Origin of the sequence: Pseudomonas sp. BN607, assembly GCF_029871175.1 — a bacterium.
Classification (GTDB): domain Bacteria; phylum Pseudomonadota; class Gammaproteobacteria; order Pseudomonadales; family Pseudomonadaceae; genus Aquipseudomonas.
In genome coordinates this window covers 38,753-55,525 of record NZ_SSOE01000026.1, presented here as the reverse complement: position 1 = coordinate 55,525, position 16,773 = coordinate 38,753, and the positions used below count along the sequence as shown (strand labels likewise).

Below are 16,773 nucleotides of genomic sequence, written 5' to 3'. Positions count from 1 at the left end.
GCACGAACCGGCTGAGCGGCTGTGCTCAGATGAACACAGCCCTCTGGCCCCGTTGCCCTGCGCAGGAGAATTCGCGATGCATTTCACTGATGGTTTCGAATCGGTCACCGTTCACCAGGTAAGCAAGCACTATGGCAACCTCAAGGCGCTGGATCAGGTCGATCTGAAGGTAGAGGCTGGTGAGTTCATGTCGCTGCTGGGGCCTTCCGGCTCGGGCAAGACCACACTGCTGAGCATTCTCGGCGGCTTTTTGCGGGTGAGTTCGGGCAGCATTCTGTTTGGCGAACATGACGTCACCTTGATGCCGCCCAACAAGCGCGACATCGGTGTGGTATTCCAGAACTACGCATTGTTCCCGCACATGACCGTGGGGCAAAACGTCGCGTTTGCGCTGCGCGCCCGCGGCGTCAGTGCCAACAACAGCCGCGAGCGGGTAGCCAAGGCTCTGGCCACAGTTGAACTGGCCGGCTATGAAGACCGTGCGATCAGTGCCTTGTCCGGTGGCCAACGCCAGCGTGTGGCGCTGGCCCGGGCAATCGTCTTCGAACCCAAACTGATCCTGATGGACGAGCCGCTATCTGCACTGGACAAGCAACTGCGCGAAACCATGCAGATCGAACTGCGCGCCCTGCACAAGCGCTTGGGTGCGACCATGATCTACGTCACCCACGACCAACGCGAAGCCCTGACCATGAGCGACCGCATCGCGATCATGCGCGGCGGCAAACTGGTGCAGGTGGACACCCCCCGCAGGCTTCACGATCACCCGGCCAACGACTTCGTTGCCAGCTTCATCGGTGAAAGCACGCTGGTGCCCCTGCAGCGCAGCTCCGCGGGTCTGTGCCTGGGCTCGACCACCCTGCGAACCAGCCGCGAGGTACCGGCCAGCGGTGCGCTTTTCCTGGCGCTGCAATCGGAGAAACTGCTACTCGACAACGGCACCGCAGGCCCGGAATGGAACCGCCTGCACGGCCGGGTTTCGGGCATCGTGTTCCAGGGCGAGAGCCTGAAGGTGTTCGTCGACCTCGATGGCGGACCGACGGTCAGCCTGCGCCAGCCCAGCCACCATGAAGGTAACCTGAGCCTGCCGCAGATCGGCGCACCATTGTGGATGCGCCTGCATCCACAAGACACCATCGTGGTTCCCCAGGCACGCTGAACGCGCGTGGCGTGGTCCTCGCCATCCGGCCAGGACCACTGCCCAGCGTAATATTTCGCAACCCCCCCGCAAATCAACCGATCTCGCCACCGGCCGCCCCAACTTCAGCGCTTGTCACCACGGCCAGTCTTTATCCTGAAACTCACCCTCACTCCCCTGACTTGCCTTGGAGATTACGATGAATCCTCCCCTGAGCGAAAACCAACGCCTGCTCGCCTGGCGCGACGAAAACGTGCCACGCGGTATCGCCACCGCCCACCCACTGGTAGCGGCCCGTGCCAGCGGTGCCGAGTTGTGGGATGTCGATGGGCGCCGCTACCTGGATTTCGTTGGCGGCATTGGCGTACTCAACACAGGCCACAATCACCCCAACGTTGTCGAGGCCGTGCAACGCCAGGTTCAGCAACTGTCCCATGCCAGCTTCCAGGTCGTGGCCTACGAGCCCTACATTGCCGTCGCCGCACGCCTGAACGCGTTGGTGGGCAACGGCGAGCACTACAAGACGGCGCTGTTCACCTCCGGGGCCGAAGCGGTAGAAAATGCCATCAAGATCGCCCGTGGCCACACCAACCGGCCCGCCGTCGTTTCCTTCACTGGCGGCTTCCATGGCCGGACCCTGCTGGGCGTGACGCTCACCGGCATGAGCCAGCCCTACAAACAGAACTTTGGCCCATTCCCGGCAGAGATCTACCACGCCTGCTACCCCAACCCTTATCGCGGCATCGACAGTGATGAAGCCCTGGCACGGCTCGATGAGCTGTTCGCCACCGACGTCGCGCCTGACCGGGTCGCAGCCATCCTGATCGAGCCCGTGCAAGGTGACGGCGGCTTCATCGCCGCACCCAAGGCGTTTCTGCAGGGCCTGCGCGAGCGTTGTGATCGCCATGGCATCGTGTTGATCCTGGATGAGATCCAGGCCGGTTTCGGCCGCACCGGCAAGATGTTCGGCTTCCAGCATGCCGGCATCCAGCCGGACCTGGTCACGGTTGCCAAAAGCCTGGCCGGCGGCATGCCGCTGTCGGGTGTGGTTGGCCGTGCGGCGATCATGGATGCCCCGTCGCCGGGCGGACTGGGCGGCACCTATGGCGGTAACGGCGTGGCCTGCGCCGCCGCACTGGCGGTTCTGGATCTGTTCGAGAGCCAGGATCTGCTGGCCCAGGGGGAAGCCTTGGCGCACCAACTGCACCAAGGGTTGCTGGCCCTGCAACAAGCCCACCCACGTATCGGCGAGGTCCGCGGCTTGGGCTTCATGCAGGCGATCGAGATGGTCGCCGGGGATGCCAGCAACAGCCCGGACGCGGCCTTGGCCCAACGGGTGATTGACGAAGCCCGCCAGGCCGGCCTGTTGGTGATCAAGTGTGGCGTGCACCGCAATGTGGTGCGCTTCCTCGCGCCACTGGTCACCACCTCGGCGCAGCTGGCCGAGGCCTTGGAGATGCTTAGCCAGGCGCTGGATGCCGCAGGTGCCTGAGTGATCGTCAAGGCCGCTGACGCGGCCCTTGGCACAGCCCTGGATGGACCCGCTGAATCACCACAGGAGCTACTTCCCATGAAAATTACGCATTACCAGGCACTGGGTTTGTCGTACGCCACCCTGGTTGACCGCGAACGGGGCATTCTCGAAGGCCTGCGCCCCCTTGCGGCGCAATCTGCGCAACCGCTCGACGACCGGCAGCTGCTGGCGGCTTATCGCAACCTGACGCTGCAACTGGCCCATCAGGTCAATAGCCCAACAGCATTGCACGGGCAACTCTACCAACGCCTGGCGCAACAATTGCGTATTGTTCCTGACTGGGATGCCAGTGTGGCCTTTGGTAGCGCTGCAGCGCAGTGGCCGATCTACGAAGACGCACCGGGCGCCGTGCAGTACCTGAGCAAGTTTTATCGCTTGATCCTTATCGCTCCACGCCACGGCATAGATATCGAAAGCCTGACCCGGCGCCTGCCGGTCGCCTTCGATGCTATCGTTGAACCGGCTGATGACGACTGGCGGCCAGCCTTGGCACACGCACTGCAAGCGATTGACGTACCACGGATTGGGATGCTGCCTGTGCGCAGCAGCGAAGCGGACGACCCATGGAACAGCTTGGTCGATTTTCCGATTTGTACGCTGCAGCGCGAACAGGCTCAGCCCTGGAACCTGACGCAGTCGGCACTCGATGCCAAACGTTGTGAATACGCAAGCCTGGCCGACATGGCCCATGCCCATCAATGGGCATTACGGGCCTGAAACAGGCAGACCGGACCGGAATCAACTGAGGAGTCAACGATGGACGCGGCAACCAAACTTGATCGCATCGACATCAACATTCTTGTCCAGTTGCAAAAGGACGGGCGCATGACCAACGTCAGCCTCGCCGAGGCTGTGGGGCTGTCACCCAGCCCCTGCCTGCAGCGCGTCAAGCGCCTGGAGGCCGCGGGTTATATCAGTGGCTACGAAGCCCACGTGAACCTGGCCAAATTCGCCAACTCGGTGACCGTGTTCACTGAAGTTACCCTGCAGGACCACAAGCGTGCGGACTTCGTGAAATTCGAATCGAGCATCCGCAATATCGATGAGGTGCTGGAATGCCATCTGATCAGTGGCGGCTATGACTACCTGGTGCGGTTCCTGTGCAGCAGCATCCAGCATTACCAAGAGCTGATGGAGTCGATACTGGAGAAGGAAATCGGCATCGAAAAATACTTCAGCTACATCGTGATCAAGTCACCCGTGGTCAAGAGCACCGTTCCGCTGCGCAGCCTGGTCAGAGCGGTGTGAGCCGGCCATTCCAAGCCTGTCTGACCGCAAAGACAATGCTGGCAAACAAACAGACAGCAGCGGGACATGGGCCTGTGCTCAGTACCCCCGCTGCCGCGGCACAACCCCCTCCATCGGTTCTCCCCGCTGGTGCCTGCGCAGGTTCTTCAGCAACACCCGAAACGCCGACTCAGGATGCGTCATCGCGCCAACATGAGGCGTCACCCATACATTCGGGTGCCCCATCAACGGGTGGCCCCGCCCCGGCGGTTCACTGGCAAGCACGTCGACGATTGCCCGCCTGACCTGACCGCTGTCCAAAGCAGCCAGCAGGTCGTCGTCCACCAGGTGGCCGCCTCGTCCAAGGTTGATCAGGCAAGCGCCACGCGGCAAGGCTGACATCAGACGGGCGTCAAGAATGCCTGCAGTATCCGGTGTGAGTGGCAACAGGCAGATCAGAATCTCACAATCGGCCAGAAACGCCTTCAACCCCGCATCGCCGGCAAAGCAACGCACGCCTTCGATCTGCTTCTCCGAACGTGACCATCCCTGCAATGCAAATCCAAACCCTTGTAACAAGCGCAATACCGCCTGCCCAAGGTTTCCGAGCCCCATGACCCCGACCCGCCGCTGGTGCGCCGGCACGATTGGGTGGTCCTGCCACAAGCCTTGGCGCTGCTGCTCCAGGTAAAGAGGCAGGTCACGGTGCAGGGCCAGCACCGCCATGCCGGCGTACTCGACGATCCCTTGGACGATTCCCGGGTCAAGCATTCGAACCACCTGCACGCCGGCTGGCAGCGCAGCCGTATCGAACTGATCGACCCCTGCCGAGGTGGCGAACAGTACCTCAAGGTTGGGAAAGCGCTCGGCGATGCCATCAGGCGGCTGCCACGTCGCGAGATAGCGCACATCCGAAGCCTCACCCACGTCAGGCCACAAGCGCACTTCGATATCCGGAGCCTGTTCGGCAAACAGGGCCCTCCAGGCGCGGCCGCGCGCCTGATCGACTTTGAACAGCAGGGTCATGATGCTTCGCTCCTGGGCTACTGACGAGTGACCCAGCTTGCCAGAGGTCTACGCAACATTTGCCTGGGAGTGAGGAAAAATACGGCAGGTTATGCCTGCCGCAAGCCGTGAAAACGGAACATTGGAGCAGGCAGGTGCGCCGATACTTTGTTCACACCGTCACCCACCCTTGCGGAGCGCACCATGTCCTTCAAGCCCTTCAAAGCCTTGACCTTCGATGTTGTCGGTACCTTGATCGATTTCGAGGCAGGCATCCTCAAACATATCCGTGGCGTAGTTGCCGAAGCCGCCAAAGCCTACAGCGATGACGATATCCTCAAGGCCTACCGCGAAGCCCGCGCCGAACCGGACGCCGGCTGGTGGCCTGACGACCTGGAGCGCTGCTACCACCGTATCGCCACTAAACTGAACCTGCCCGACAGCGTCGAGAACGCGCGCGGCCTGGCCTTGTCGGTGGAAAATTTCCCGGCTTTCCCAGACTCGGTAGAAGCACTCCAGCGCTTGCGCAAGCACTTCAAACTGGTCGCCACCACGAACTCGCGCATCTGGGCACTCAACCACATGGCCCGCACCTTGGGCGAGCCCTTCGATGTGCGGGTCACCGTGGACGACGTGCGCTTCGAAAAACCTGACCCGCAGTTCTTCGCCTACACCCGCGGCGTGCTGGCTAGCCAGGGCATCGTCTTCGAGCAAATTCTCCATGTTGCACAAAGCCAGTATCACGACATCGGCGTGGCCAAGCGCTTGGGCTATCAAGTGTGCTGGATCGAGCGCCGCCATGCGCAGAAAGGCACCGGCGGCACCCTGGAGTCCGAGCGTACCGAGCCGCACTACCACTTTACCTCGCTGGCACAACTGGCCGACGCCGTAGAGAAGGAATTGGGCTGAGGTCAAACGGGGCCGCATTGCGGCCCTAACGCGAAGACATTGCGGAAGATTGCCCCATGAATATCCAGTCTCTCTGGGCTGCCACAGCCGAACCCGCCATGCCACTCCCCTCGCTGCAAGGCGAACGGCAATGCGATGTGGTGATTATCGGTGGCGGCTACACTGGCCTCAGCGCCGCCCGCCATATCGCCGACAGTGGCCGTGAACCGGTGGTGCTGGAGGCCAACAGCCTGGCCTCGGGTGCCAGCGGGCGCAACGGCGGCGTGGTGTCGCCCAAATTCCGCGTCAGCTTCCAGAGCGTAATGCAGCGGTATGACCGCGACACCGCCCTACACCTTTATCGCACGGGTTACGCGGCGGTAGACAGCGTAATCGAAACCGTCGAATCCCTGGGGTTGAGCGAAGCGCGGCTAACGCTCAATGGCCACCTGGCAGCGGCCCACAATGACAAGGCCCTGGACAACCTGCGAGCGACAGCAGCGTGGATTGAACGTGAAACGGGCAGCCGTAGTTCGGTGATGCTCAGTGCCGAGGAAGTGGCACATATGACCGGATCGCAACGCTTTACCGGCGGCATGTTGACTGCGAAAGCGGGTGGCCTGCACCCCCTCAACTTTGCCCGAGGTATGGCACGACACCTGGCTGAACGGGGCGTGAAGCTGTTCGTCAACAGCCCGGCCCAACGTGTGCAGAGCAGCCCCGGCGGCATCGTGGTGGACACCCCCCAAGGACGCATCCATGCCAAACAGCTGGTGTATGCCACCAATGCCTACTCAGACCTCACGCCTGTCAGCGCCCCCATGCACCGGCGTATCGTACCCTTTTGCAGTGCGATCATCGCCACCGAGCCCCTGCCCCCAGCGCTGCTGGCCAGCCTGCTGCCAGGCGGCCAAGTCTGCGGCGATACCAAGCGCATGCTGCGCTGGTTCCGCGTCATCGGTGACCGGCTGATCTTTGGCGGTCGCGGGGCATTCGGCACTGATGGCAACGACGCCGCCTACCAAGCCCTGCAGGCGAACATGGCGGAAGTCTTCCCACAACTGCGTGGCCAGGCCATTGCCTATCGCTGGTCGGGCCTGGTAGACATGACCCTGGACGGCCTGCCCCACGCAGGGCAACTGGACGCGCGGCGCTTCTACGCCATTGGCTACAACGGCGGCGGCGTGGCCATGTCGACTTACATGGGTGCCCGCCTGGCCGACCTGACCGCAGGTCGCCCGCTGGATTTGCGGCTGTTGGCCGGTGAGCGTCTTAACCCTATTCCACTGCATGCCTTCCGGGCGCCTGGCGTGCGCCTAGCCGCCGGTTGGCAGCAGTTTCTCGATGCCATTGGCCGTTGACCGGGAGGTTTCATGGCGCACGTCTTACATTACCGCCAAGGTGAAGCCTTGGCTGTCTCGGATGGGCCAGGGTATGAAGTCGGCTGCGGCGAAGGTGGCCATGCCTGCCGATTCGACGCATTCGATGCGGTGCTACTGGGGGTACTTGAAGCGGGTGAGCTCAACTTGAGCGGCGACGGCTTCGAGGTGCGCCTGGTGCCGGGCGATGTTTTCGTGGTGCCCAAAGGCGTGGCCTTGAGCTGGCTACCCAAAGGAGAACTGCGCTACGTATTCATGCGTTTTCCGGGGCTTCAAGGTGATGCCAGCCATCACCAGCCGTTCAAGCTCGACCTGTTGGGGCCATTAAAACCCTGCAACCCGCCAGCGGCAGAGGTGCTGCTAAGCCCCACGCCGCAGGCCTGGAGCCAGCCAGGCTTTGAGCAGGGCGCACTGCGCATCGGGGTCTGGGAATGCGAGCCCTATGAACGACGACAGGTGCAACCCGAGTACAGCGAATTGATGCACATCATCCAAGGCCGGCTTGAGCTGACTGAAAACAATGGCTCCGTGCACACCGTTGCGGCTGGCGAGACCCTCGTGGTGCCAGCTGGCGCGACCAATGCCTGGACCAGTGAAGTGCCGGTGCGCAAGGTCTATTGCATGCTGGCTGTTATTTGACCACCTAGGCCGGCCATGCAGGCCGGCCCGCACAGATCAGGGCTTGACCTTGCGCCGCAGGATGCCGTTGATCACCACGACCACTACGGCGATGGCGATAGCCAGCATCTGGAAGGTCTGCTCACTGATCGTGCCCTGCTTCTGCAGGTGGGACAGGCCCAGCATCAGGCCCAGTACCACCAGGATGATCAAAAGGGAATATTTGAGGCGCTGCACGTGTGTCATCGAAGGTTCCTTGCAACATCAGGGGCAAATGGCTCGCAACGAGCCGCGGCAATGATACAACGGCCCTCGCCCCCGGCGCTGGATTTCCTGCTGGGTGGGGCGGCTTCAGCCTGAAAGCATGAGGCTCCCAAAGCACCCATGCCGGAGGCACCATGTACAAACCCCTGCTGTTCGCATCGCTGTTCCTCGCCCCCTTTTCCCTCCATGCCCTGGACACTCGGCACACACCCGCCGAAGACTTGCGCGAACTTGGCCGCGAGCTGGCGGCCCATGCGGGTGCCACCCAGTGGCAGCAACTGTGGCAGCGCGTACGCCAGGCCGGTTACCTGCAGGCAAACGGGGCGCCGCTGCATTTCAGCGTGCCCACCGCCAGGCTACCGGAGCTGGCCCGCCAGACCCTCGCCCAGGCCGACCAGGTACAGGCGTTGCAGCATACCCACGCCCTGTACCGGCGCAGCTTTGCCGGGCAGGTCATCGGGCAGCGCGACGGCCAACCGCTGCATACGCTGTGCCTGCTGGTTGATTGGCGCACCTTACCCCAGAGCATGCGCGCCACGCCCCAGGCCTACCTGAGTAGCGCCAGCTTGCTGACCAGCTATCCATGCGACTGAGGGTTGCAGCACCCAACTGGTAATCAAGGGGTATGACCAGATGGGAAACCGGCAGCTAGCAGGGTGTGCCAACGCTATTTCCTACAAACCCGGATATCGCTGCCTGCAAAACCTGTTCACCGAAGCTACAACCCCCGCGCCATATGCCGCCTAGCGACGCGCGGCGGCTGTCCCACAGAATCAGCTCACACCTTCGACATAACGCCGCGGGTGATCGGGTCGCACATTCCACCCATCCCGAAGGAGCGCCATATGCAATTGCCAGACTTGAGCCAGATAGATATCAGCCAGCTGCCTCACTCATTGCAGGCCCTGATCGACTGTATCGGCATCGAAAACGCTTACCAACTGACCTGCGCCTACGGCGGTAGGCCCAAGTACATCCCTAAGTACCGCGAGCGCACCAGGCTCGCCGACGTGCTCCCGGCCGAAGCGCTCGACGCACTGATCAAGCGCTTTGCCGGGGTCGCGCTGGAGATTCCCAAGGCGGACCACTTCCTGCGTCAGCTGCGTAACCAACAGATTCAGAAAGAAAGCGCCGACGGCTTGTCCCGCAGCCTGCTGGCCAACAAGTACGGCCTGAGCTTGCGTCAGATCGGCAACATCCGGCGCCAGGAGCCGTGCGCTCGCTGACACGCCGGCAACCCGGCCGCCACAGGCGGCCTAATTCCCCACTAGAGAGAGCAACCCAACATGTCGATAGACAACAGCCTCATTGGATCGGTCATCAATGCCCTGCCGATGGACCGGATGATCGCCGGCCCACTGCAGGCCATGGTCCAGGCGCAGGTCACCGCCAGTAAGTCGTATGCCGACTTCCTGATGCAGGTCTGCGTACAGGACGGCAAGGCAGTGGCCATCCAGTTCGACTATGACGAAACCATCGTCGACGAACAGGGCGAATACAAGGGCGTGGTCAGCAAGACCATGAAAGTGCCGCTGCTGGCAGCGATCACTCACCCGAACATTTCGATCGACGAAGGTAACGTCGAGTTCGAGCTGGTCATCAACCAGATGTCCGAAGATGTCTCCAGCAAGGACATGAGCGCAGAAGCGACTGGCTCGCTGGGCTGGGGTCCGTTCAGGCTGAACGTGAAAGGCAGCGTCAGCCACAAGTCCACGCAAACCCGCAAGACCGACACCCGCGCCCGTTATGCTTTCAATACAACCTTGCGCCGCCAGGAACCACCTGAAGCGATCATGCGGGTAATTGAGTTCCTGACCGACGCCGCAACAAAGCCTACCGTCGTCAACACTGCGACACTCGAGAGCCCGGACGAGATATCCCAGAAAGACACCTTGAAAGGCCCTGACGCCGGAACAACTCCACCCGCTCCTTGAGGTGCTATGCCTTCCCGAAACTGCCCCTCTGTCCAACGACAGGGGGCCCTTCCGGCCTGAGGAATCAAATCCATGGACAAGTCCCCCGCCCCGATGACCTCCATCGACCTGCGTGAGATCACCCGCGGACTGCAAGAAGCTGCCAGCGCCACCAACAGCCTGATCGCGCAGCAATACATCAACCTGTTCGACCAGTTCTTCGAGTGCGACACCCAGGCGCTCGGCGCGCCCATGAAAGCCAAGATGGTCGAGGTGGCCATGGACGGCCAACACATCATGCGCGTGCCGCTGTTCGCCCTGGTATCGCCCAAGGGTCTGGCCCTGGAGCGCATGCAGGTCGACCTGTCGGTGCGGGTCAAAGGCACCGAAGCACAGCAGGCACTGATCAGCGCAAGCGAGAGCAAGGCCGCCAGCTTCAAGGTCACCATCGGTGGCCACGGTCGCCAGGGTGATAGCCGGGACCCTGACGAGGTACAGATCCGCATGCAGTTCCAGGCCAGTGAACCCCCCGAAGCCCTGAATCGGCTGATCGAGGAGTACACCAATCTGATCATCCCGGTGCGTGCCCCAGGCGCAACGCCCTCACCGGATACCAATGAGTTCATCGAGGCTGCCACGGTGCGTTGACGGCAGCCCCGCCAGCGGCCTAGAAGTCGCGCTTGTAGAAGATGTCCAGCGAGCTGGCCAGCCCGCTGGCTGCCTCCAGATAGACCTTTTTGCTCAGTTTGTAACGCAGCGCGATGGTGTTGGCCGGTTCGAATACCCCCACCCCGTAACGCAGGCTCAGCTTCTCGGTGAGGTTACCGCTGGCGACCACGCTGGTGGTGGTGCCCGAGCCCTCGGTATCCAGCTGGAAGTCGTCGATACCCAGGCTCGATGCCAGGCTGCCGGTAATACCGGCACTCCCCGCCAGCCCCAAGCCCAAGGCTGCCTCGGCAAGCATGTTGTTATCTTCGCCGGAAGTGCCCAGAGGACGACCCAGTACCAGGTAAGACAACGCCTGCTCCTGGCTCATCGCCGGCTCCGAGAACACTGTGCTGGTTGGCTGCTCGGCGCTGCCGCTCAGGCGGATACCAGCAATCACATCGTCAACCTTGCGGATCGCTTCGATGTCCAGGTAGGGCTGGTCGATCGGCCCGGCGAACAGCAGCCGGGCCCGGCGGATGGTCAGGCGCTGGCCGTAGGCACGGTAGCGGCCGTCAGCCAGGCTTAACTCGCCGCGGGTGTCGAGGTTGTCACCGATATGCACATGGCCCAGCAAGTTGGCGGTAAGGCCAAAGCCACTGAACGACAGCTTGTCGCGGCCCACTTCGACGTCGATATCCATGGCCATCGCCATGGGCGGTTTGCCCTCTTCGGTCTGGTGGCCGACGATCACCGTGTCATCCGACACCTTGACGGTGGACGGAGGCAGTTCGCGCACGGTGATCTTGCCCTTGGGCACCTGCACCTTGCCGGTGACGGCCAGCTTGTCGTCGATCAGGCGCAAGGTCAGGTCCGGAGCAACTTCCAGGGTGGCATAAGGCTCGACCGTGACGGGAAGTTGCTGGCCTTGCAGGCGCACATTCATGCCCAGCGCCTGGCCCCAGGTAAGGTTGCCGCTCAACTGCCCACGCCCTGCCTCACCACTGCGCCAGTTGCCGTCAAGTTGCACCTGCTCGCCGGCAATCTGCGCCTGCAACGACAAGTCCTCAAGGCTGGCCGGCAGCTCGGCACCGCTGACTTCACCGCCGCTCAGCCGCAGGTTGCCGTTGACCTGCGGTGCGAGCAAGCTGCCGGACAACTGGCCGCTGCCGTTGAGCTGCCCGACCAGGCGCTCGACCATCGGTACGAACGGCCTCGCCACCGACAGGTCCAGCCCGGCCAAGCGAAAATCACCCGACAACGGCTTGTTCTTGCCCAGCGGGTCGAGCCGGGTATTGACACTCAGCTCACCCAGCCGCTCACCACGGAAAGCCAGGCGAGTATCGATACGGCGTGGCGCCAGGGTGCTGTCCACGCGCAGGGTCTGGTACGGGAAATCGATCCAGCGGCCTTTGTCGCGCACGCGCAGGGTACCGCCACTGGCATCGATCACGACAGTACCCTTGGGGCCGCTGGCCGGGATGTCCAGGTTGATGTCGGCATTGAGCAGGCCTTGCCAGGCAAAGTCCTTCGGCAGCCACTGCGCCAGGCTGTCCAGCGGGAACTGCTTGAGGTGGTAACGCAGCCGCGGCTCTGGCGCAAGGCGCTGCTCATCGCCACACAGGCTGGCTTGACCGGACCGCCAGCAATGGGCACCGAAATCCAGTTGGCCGCTGGCCAGGCGCTGCAGCCGCGCGGGCGCCTGCAACTGCCAATCCTGGCCGCCGGCCTGGATGCGCCCGCTCGCCAGGCGCCCGCGCCAGTCTCCTTTGTTCAACTGGCCATCCAGGCCGAGGTCGAGTTTGAGTTGCGGACCGTCCAGCGCCAGGGTCAGGCCCTGTTGGCGAATGTCACCCTTGCCGTTGGCCTGCAAAGTGCCCAATGCCGTATCGCCCAGCCGGATCCCGCTCGCCTTGAGGTCAATCACGCCGCGCTGGGCGTTGTCCAGGCGGGCGTCCAGGTCCAGCTGTTGCAGGCGGTTTTCGGCCTGTGCCAGGCGCTGGCCCTGCAGGGTCAGCGTGCCTTGCGGGGCCTGCAAGGTGCCGGCGACATCCAGCCGGCCCTTGACCTGGCCTTGCAGCCTTGGCCACAGCTGACCCAGGCGTGGCAGGTCGAGGTCGATGCGCCCGGCCAGGCGCTGTTGCAAACTGCCACTGCCGGTGATGCGGTTGTCACCCAGCTGGATCGCCAGTGCGCCCAGGGTCCAGTTCTGCCCTGCGCCCTGGGCCTCGGCCTTGAGCACGGCGGGCTGACCGCGCAGCCGGCCTTTGAGGTCAAGCTGGGCATCCAGCGTGAGATGCTCGCCCTTCAGCTCGCCTTTGCTACGCAGCGGCCCAGCCAGGGTACCCGGGAGCTCGGCCAGCCAATAGGCCGGGTCAAGTGCCGAAAGCTGCAGGTCGACATCCCAGGCCAGGGCGTCGGCAAAACGGACTGCAACACTGCCGGCGGCCTTGCCTTGACCGGCGGTCAGCGCCAGCTGCGGCAGCTTGACCTGGCTCAGGTCACCCTCGAATGGGCTGGCCAGGCTGAACGCCCCCGCCGGGCCGTCGAGATCACCGTCGAAGGTGCCCCGGTAATTGCCATCGCGATAATGCACCTCGGTTCTGAAACGCTTGAGGGTGACCTCGGGCGGCGTTTCCAGTGGGTACAGGCGCAGCCACGGAAAGTCCTGCCAGTCCAATTGCGCATCGGCAACCAGGCCTTGCTGCCAGTCAGCAGTAGCCTGCAGCTTGACCCGCTGGCTGTCGCTGGCTGTCAGGTCCAACGCGTCGAGCCTGGCGCCCTTGCTGTCGACCAACCCGGACAAGGCCAGGGCGATTGGTGACTGTTCAGCCGGCAGGCTGGCGGCCCCCGACAGCTGATAGCCCTTGAGCAGATCGCCCGTGGCATCGAGCGTGAGCTGGTTCAACTGCAAGGTATCAGGCAACGAACCCGCCGGTTTGAATGCTTCGGAGCGAACCTGCAAGGTCGCTGGCAGGTGCTCCGCCAAGGCCTGCAACTGCCCGGTCAACGTGGCATCGAGATAACCGCTGCTGGTACCTGCGAGCTTCAGGGTCTTTTGCAATTCGCCGTCGGCAGTCAAGGCCAGTTGCCAGGGTTTGCCCTCTACCGCAGGCAGTTGCAGCTGCGCCTGGAGCTTTACCGGCCAGTCTCCTTCGGGCTGAACATCGCCTTGCAGGTTCAGTTGCAGGTCGTCGCGCTGCACATGCAGGCTGTCGATCCGCATCCCATTGCGGGCCCAGTGCGCCGTCATTTGCACGTCAGCCAGCAAGTCGCTGCCATCCAGGCGCAACTGGCCAACCTTCACCTCACCCAGCTCGATGGCCAGCGGCAAGCGCAACGCCGGCAGTTGCAACGGGCCGCTGTCGGCAGGTTCGGTGCTCGGCGCAAAGGCCATGTCGATCCGCTGCGCCCGCAGCTGGTCGATGCACAACGTGGCACGCAGCAGGCAGGCCGGCGACCAGGCCAGGTGCGGTGCTTGCACCTCTACCTTGCTGCCCGCGTCGACCCAGCTCAGCCCGCTGGCTTGCCAGCTGCCCGCCAGACGGCCTTGGAAGCCGGTTACCTCAAGCCCGGGTACCTTGGCCAGTACCCAGCGGCTGCCGGCTTCGGTACCCAGCAGCAAGCCAAGTGCCAGGCCCAGGCCGGCGATTGCCCCCAGCAGGCCAAGCAGAATGTATTTGATCACGCGTTTCACAGCTCAGGCCCCATGGAAAAGTGCAGGCGAATGCCCCCTTCGTCATCCAGCGCCTTGGCCAGGTCCAGGCGCAGCGGCCCTACCGGCGACACCCAGCGCACACCGAAACCGACACCGGTCTTGAGGCTGGGCAGTTCCAGGTTGTTGAACGAGTTGCCCTGGTCGACGAAGGTTGCGATCCGCCACTTTTCGGTCAGCGAATACTGGTACTCGACACTGCCAGCCACCAGGTAACGGCCACCAATACGGTCGCCGTCGCTGTTCTTCGGTGAAAGCGTCTGGTAGTCGTAACCCCGCACGCTCTGGTCGCCACCGGCGAAGAAACGCAGCGACGGCGGGATGTTGTTCTTGAAGCCATTGGTCGCGCTGCCCCCAAACTGTATGCGACCGAGCAAGCGGTGGTTGTGGCCAACTGTGGTCAGGCCCTTGAGGAGTACGTTGCCGTGCAACAGGTTGGTGTCGGAAACCAGCCCTTCCTTGGCCACCTGGGCATCGAACTGCAAGCGGTAGCCATTGTGCGGGTCGATACGGTTGTCACTGCGCAGGAAGGAATAGCTCACGCCGGGCATCAGCAAGTTGCTCAAGCCAGAATCATCGCCCAGGCGATACTCCTCGCGCTGGTACTTGAGCGAAATCACCCGCTGCCAGCCGCTCGGCAGTTTGCTGTGCCATTCGGGGCCAACCGTCAGCAGTTTACTGAGGGTATCGGTGCCGGCAATTTCCTCGTTCTGGTAGCCGCCGGCGAAGCGCAGTTTGTCGGTCAGTGGCGGGTCCAGGGGGATGTCGTACCACAGGCCAACGTTCTGCCGCGGCGCAGACAACTCGGTCTCCCAGCCGTAACTGTGACCCTGCGGGTTGACCCAGTGGCGGGTCCAGTTGGCCTTGCCGCGCGGCCCGACGTCGGTCGAGTAGCCCAGGCCCAGGCCCATCGTGCGGGGTTTGCGGGTTTCCAGCCGGACAGCTACGGGGACGTCTTCGCCGACGGCGGCGGTTGGCGCGGCATCCACGCGCACACCGTCGAAGTAGCCACTCGACTGCAGGTCATTGTTCAGTTCGGCGATCAGCTCCGAGTCATAAGGGGTACCCGGTTTGAACGACACCATGCGTTGCAGCAGGTCGTCGTCCAGCGGCGTGTCGCCCCCGAAGGTGACCGCCCCCAGGCGATAGCGCGGGCCGCTCTGGTAGACCAGTTCGATATCAGCCACACCGGCCTGCGGGTCCACCGCCAGGCGCTGGCGACTGAAGCGGCCGCTGAAGAAACCGTAGCGCGAGGCCTGGTTCTGGATCAGCCGCTTGGCATCTTCGTAATGCCCGTGGTTGAGTTGTTCGCCTGCACGCAGCGCCTTGCTGTCGGGCACGCGAAAGGCCTTCATCTCGCTGGCCGGGCCTTCTATGCGCACCGTCACATTGCGCAGGCGAATCGGCTCGCCGGGGTTGATGGTGATGATCAGTTGGGGGGAATGGTCGGCATCGCTGGCGGGCTTGACCTCGGCATCGATCTGCGCCAGATAGTAGCCAAGTGCTTGCGCGGCTTTGCGCGCCTGCTCCTCTGCCCCGCGGCTGAAGCGCAAAAGTGCTTCTTCATCACGGTCGCCCAGCGTGCCTATATAGCCTTCGACATTGGCCTTGAGCGCCTTGTTGGCCGGTTTTACCTTCACCAGCAACTCGCTCTGACCCCATGCTGCGAAACTGGCGGCCCAGAAAACCAGGCCCCAGGTCAATCTTCCTGAATACGTCATGCGGCGAATGCTACCAGAGCCAGACGCTCAAGGGAGCCGTCTGGCGGCCTGTTCAGGCAAAAGCGGAATTTGAAGAGACCGGATTGGGATGGAAGAACACCCTTTCCCGGATAGGCCCTACAGCAACTTCGCCAATTTCCTCATAGCCCTGGCGCTGGTAAAAGGCCAGGTAGTGCTCATTGCCAGTGTCCAGCACCACACCTTGGGTGCCTGGGTCGTCCGCACACCAGTCGTGCACAGCTTGTAACAATTGCTCGCCGTAGTGTTTGCCTTGAAATTGCGGGTGCACCCCCAGCAACGGCAGCACATGCACCTGGTCATTGGGCAGGCAGGTGGCCAGGGCGGCCTGGTAGTCCATGTAGCGCCGCGTGCAGCGCAACCCGGTACCGAGGATCATGCGCAGGCGCCAGGCCCAACTGTCAGCCACACCGAGCCGACGCATGGGCGGCACGATCAAGGCCAGGGCGATCAGGCGGTCGTCGACCAGCAAGCCGATGGCGGGCAATTGCAGGTAGAAATGCTGCCGTACCCATTCACGCACCATCACTCGCAAGCGCCGCTCATAGCCGGGGCGCTGTGCCTCGAAGATGTAGGCGAAGGTAGGCTCATGGCGGTAGGCATTGTACAGCAGCGAACGCGCCTCACGGCTGTAACCGTCATCAAGCAGGCAAACACGGGCCGGGGCGGCTGTGGTTTCGGGCATTGCGGGCAGACCTCCTGGAATGG

General features: G+C 63.0%; 16 protein-coding genes. 11 read left to right on the top strand and 5 right to left on the bottom strand.

What is annotated here, in order from left to right; all coding sequences use genetic code 11:
- Positions 1-76 precede the first annotated feature (76 nt).
- From E8E68_RS05610 to E8E68_RS05595, 4 genes are all read left to right on the top strand, one after another.
- Positions 77-1,159: an ABC transporter ATP-binding protein gene (locus tag E8E68_RS05610; protein WP_280340142.1), complete on the top strand. Its 1,083-nt coding sequence runs from the start codon at positions 77-79 to the stop codon at positions 1,157-1,159.
- A gap of 178 nt (positions 1,160-1,337) precedes the next feature.
- Positions 1,338-2,630, top strand: a complete 1,293-nt coding sequence (gabT, locus tag E8E68_RS05605) for a 4-aminobutyrate--2-oxoglutarate transaminase (protein WP_266033452.1) — start codon at positions 1,338-1,340, stop codon at positions 2,628-2,630.
- A gap of 78 nt (positions 2,631-2,708) precedes the next feature.
- Positions 2,709-3,389, top strand: a complete 681-nt coding sequence (locus E8E68_RS05600) for a hypothetical protein (protein ID WP_280340140.1) — start codon at positions 2,709-2,711, stop codon at positions 3,387-3,389.
- Positions 3,390-3,428: 39 nt separating this feature from the next.
- Entirely contained in the window at positions 3,429-3,920 is a 492-nt protein-coding gene (locus E8E68_RS05595; protein ID WP_110744305.1) for a winged helix-turn-helix transcriptional regulator, read from the top strand.
- A gap of 78 nt (positions 3,921-3,998) precedes the next feature.
- Here E8E68_RS05595 and E8E68_RS05590 read toward each other — a convergent pair whose 3' ends face one another.
- Positions 3,999-4,925 (bottom strand): glyoxylate/hydroxypyruvate reductase A, encoded by a 927-nt coding sequence (locus E8E68_RS05590; protein WP_280340136.1) that lies wholly within the window; start codon positions 4,923-4,925, stop codon positions 3,999-4,001.
- A 183-nt stretch (positions 4,926-5,108) separates the two neighbouring features.
- Here E8E68_RS05590 and E8E68_RS05585 point away from each other — a divergent pair, with 183 nt between their 5' ends.
- From E8E68_RS05585 to E8E68_RS05575, 3 genes are read left to right on the top strand one after another with little or no spacing between them, the layout of a single operon-like run.
- Positions 5,109-5,813 carry an HAD-IA family hydrolase gene (locus E8E68_RS05585; RefSeq protein WP_280340134.1) on the top strand — a complete coding sequence of 235 codons (705 nt, stop codon included), beginning with the start codon at positions 5,109-5,111 and terminating at the stop codon, positions 5,811-5,813.
- Between the two features lie 56 nt (positions 5,814-5,869).
- Positions 5,870-7,153 carry an FAD-binding oxidoreductase gene (locus E8E68_RS05580; protein WP_280340132.1) on the top strand — a complete coding sequence of 428 codons (1,284 nt, stop codon included), beginning with the start codon at positions 5,870-5,872 and terminating at the stop codon, positions 7,151-7,153.
- A 12-nt stretch (positions 7,154-7,165) separates the two neighbouring features.
- Complete coding sequence (locus E8E68_RS05575; protein WP_280340130.1) at positions 7,166-7,810, top strand: cupin domain-containing protein; 645 nt, start codon at positions 7,166-7,168, stop codon at positions 7,808-7,810.
- Between the two features lie 36 nt (positions 7,811-7,846).
- Here the strand turns inward: E8E68_RS05575 and E8E68_RS05570 are convergent, their stop codons facing one another.
- Positions 7,847-8,035: a hypothetical protein gene (locus tag E8E68_RS05570; protein WP_003248064.1), complete on the bottom strand. Its 189-nt coding sequence runs from the start codon at positions 8,033-8,035 to the stop codon at positions 7,847-7,849.
- A gap of 152 nt (positions 8,036-8,187) precedes the next feature.
- Here E8E68_RS05570 and E8E68_RS05565 point away from each other — a divergent pair, with 152 nt between their 5' ends.
- The 4 genes from E8E68_RS05565 (at position 8,188) to E8E68_RS05550 (ending at position 10,614) form a co-directional block, all read left to right on the top strand.
- Positions 8,188-8,646 (top strand): hypothetical protein, encoded by a 459-nt coding sequence (locus E8E68_RS05565; RefSeq protein ID WP_280340128.1) that lies wholly within the window; start codon positions 8,188-8,190, stop codon positions 8,644-8,646.
- A gap of 252 nt (positions 8,647-8,898) precedes the next feature.
- Complete coding sequence (locus tag E8E68_RS05560) at positions 8,899-9,279, top strand: Mor transcription activator family protein (protein WP_110744310.1); 381 nt, start codon at positions 8,899-8,901, stop codon at positions 9,277-9,279.
- Between the two features lie 60 nt (positions 9,280-9,339).
- Complete coding sequence (locus E8E68_RS05555) at positions 9,340-9,987, top strand: DUF2589 domain-containing protein (protein WP_266033433.1); 648 nt, start codon at positions 9,340-9,342, stop codon at positions 9,985-9,987.
- Positions 9,988-10,059: 72 nt separating this feature from the next.
- Positions 10,060-10,614: a DUF2589 domain-containing protein gene (locus tag E8E68_RS05550; RefSeq protein WP_266033430.1), complete on the top strand. Its 555-nt coding sequence runs from the start codon at positions 10,060-10,062 to the stop codon at positions 10,612-10,614.
- A 19-nt stretch (positions 10,615-10,633) separates the two neighbouring features.
- Here E8E68_RS05550 and E8E68_RS05545 read toward each other — a convergent pair whose 3' ends face one another.
- The 3 genes from E8E68_RS05545 to E8E68_RS05535 are packed head-to-tail and all read right to left on the bottom strand — an operon-like array spanning position 10,634 to position 16,750.
- Positions 10,634-14,308 (bottom strand): translocation/assembly module TamB domain-containing protein, encoded by a 3,675-nt coding sequence (locus E8E68_RS05545; protein ID WP_280340125.1) that lies wholly within the window; start codon positions 14,306-14,308, stop codon positions 10,634-10,636.
- Positions 14,305-16,047, bottom strand: a complete 1,743-nt coding sequence (locus E8E68_RS05540) for an autotransporter assembly complex family protein (RefSeq protein ID WP_266033425.1) — start codon at positions 16,045-16,047, stop codon at positions 14,305-14,307. Before E8E68_RS05540 ends, E8E68_RS05545 begins: the two co-directional genes overlap by 4 nt.
- A 52-nt stretch (positions 16,048-16,099) precedes the next feature.
- Positions 16,100-16,750 (bottom strand): GNAT family N-acetyltransferase, encoded by a 651-nt coding sequence (locus E8E68_RS05535; protein WP_110744315.1) that lies wholly within the window; start codon positions 16,748-16,750, stop codon positions 16,100-16,102.
- Positions 16,751-16,773 lie beyond the last annotated feature (23 nt).

Excerpts from the sequence above, each read along its gene's own strand:
- E8E68_RS05610 (WP_280340142.1), top strand. The coding sequence starts at position 77 with ATGCATTTCACTGATGGTTTCGAATCGGTCACCGTTCACCAGGTAAGC.
- gabT (WP_266033452.1), top strand. The coding sequence starts at position 1,338 with ATGAATCCTCCCCTGAGCGAAAACCAACGCCTGCTCGCCTGGCGCGAC.
- E8E68_RS05600 (WP_280340140.1), top strand. The coding sequence starts at position 2,709 with ATGAAAATTACGCATTACCAGGCACTGGGTTTGTCGTACGCCACCCTG.
- E8E68_RS05595 (WP_110744305.1), top strand. The coding sequence starts at position 3,429 with ATGGACGCGGCAACCAAACTTGATCGCATCGACATCAACATTCTTGTC.
- E8E68_RS05590 (WP_280340136.1), bottom strand. The coding sequence starts at position 4,925 with ATGACCCTGCTGTTCAAAGTCGATCAGGCGCGCGGCCGCGCCTGGAGG.
- E8E68_RS05585 (WP_280340134.1), top strand. The coding sequence starts at position 5,109 with ATGTCCTTCAAGCCCTTCAAAGCCTTGACCTTCGATGTTGTCGGTACC.
- E8E68_RS05580 (WP_280340132.1), top strand. The coding sequence starts at position 5,870 with ATGAATATCCAGTCTCTCTGGGCTGCCACAGCCGAACCCGCCATGCCA.
- E8E68_RS05575 (WP_280340130.1), top strand. The coding sequence starts at position 7,166 with ATGGCGCACGTCTTACATTACCGCCAAGGTGAAGCCTTGGCTGTCTCG.
- E8E68_RS05570 (WP_003248064.1), bottom strand. The coding sequence starts at position 8,035 with ATGACACACGTGCAGCGCCTCAAATATTCCCTTTTGATCATCCTGGTG.
- E8E68_RS05565 (WP_280340128.1), top strand. The coding sequence starts at position 8,188 with ATGTACAAACCCCTGCTGTTCGCATCGCTGTTCCTCGCCCCCTTTTCC.
- E8E68_RS05560 (WP_110744310.1), top strand. The coding sequence starts at position 8,899 with ATGCAATTGCCAGACTTGAGCCAGATAGATATCAGCCAGCTGCCTCAC.
- E8E68_RS05555 (WP_266033433.1), top strand. The coding sequence starts at position 9,340 with ATGTCGATAGACAACAGCCTCATTGGATCGGTCATCAATGCCCTGCCG.
- E8E68_RS05550 (WP_266033430.1), top strand. The coding sequence starts at position 10,060 with ATGGACAAGTCCCCCGCCCCGATGACCTCCATCGACCTGCGTGAGATC.
- E8E68_RS05540 (WP_266033425.1), bottom strand. The coding sequence starts at position 16,047 with ATGACGTATTCAGGAAGATTGACCTGGGGCCTGGTTTTCTGGGCCGCC.
- E8E68_RS05535 (WP_110744315.1), bottom strand. The coding sequence starts at position 16,750 with ATGCCCGAAACCACAGCCGCCCCGGCCCGTGTTTGCCTGCTTGATGAC.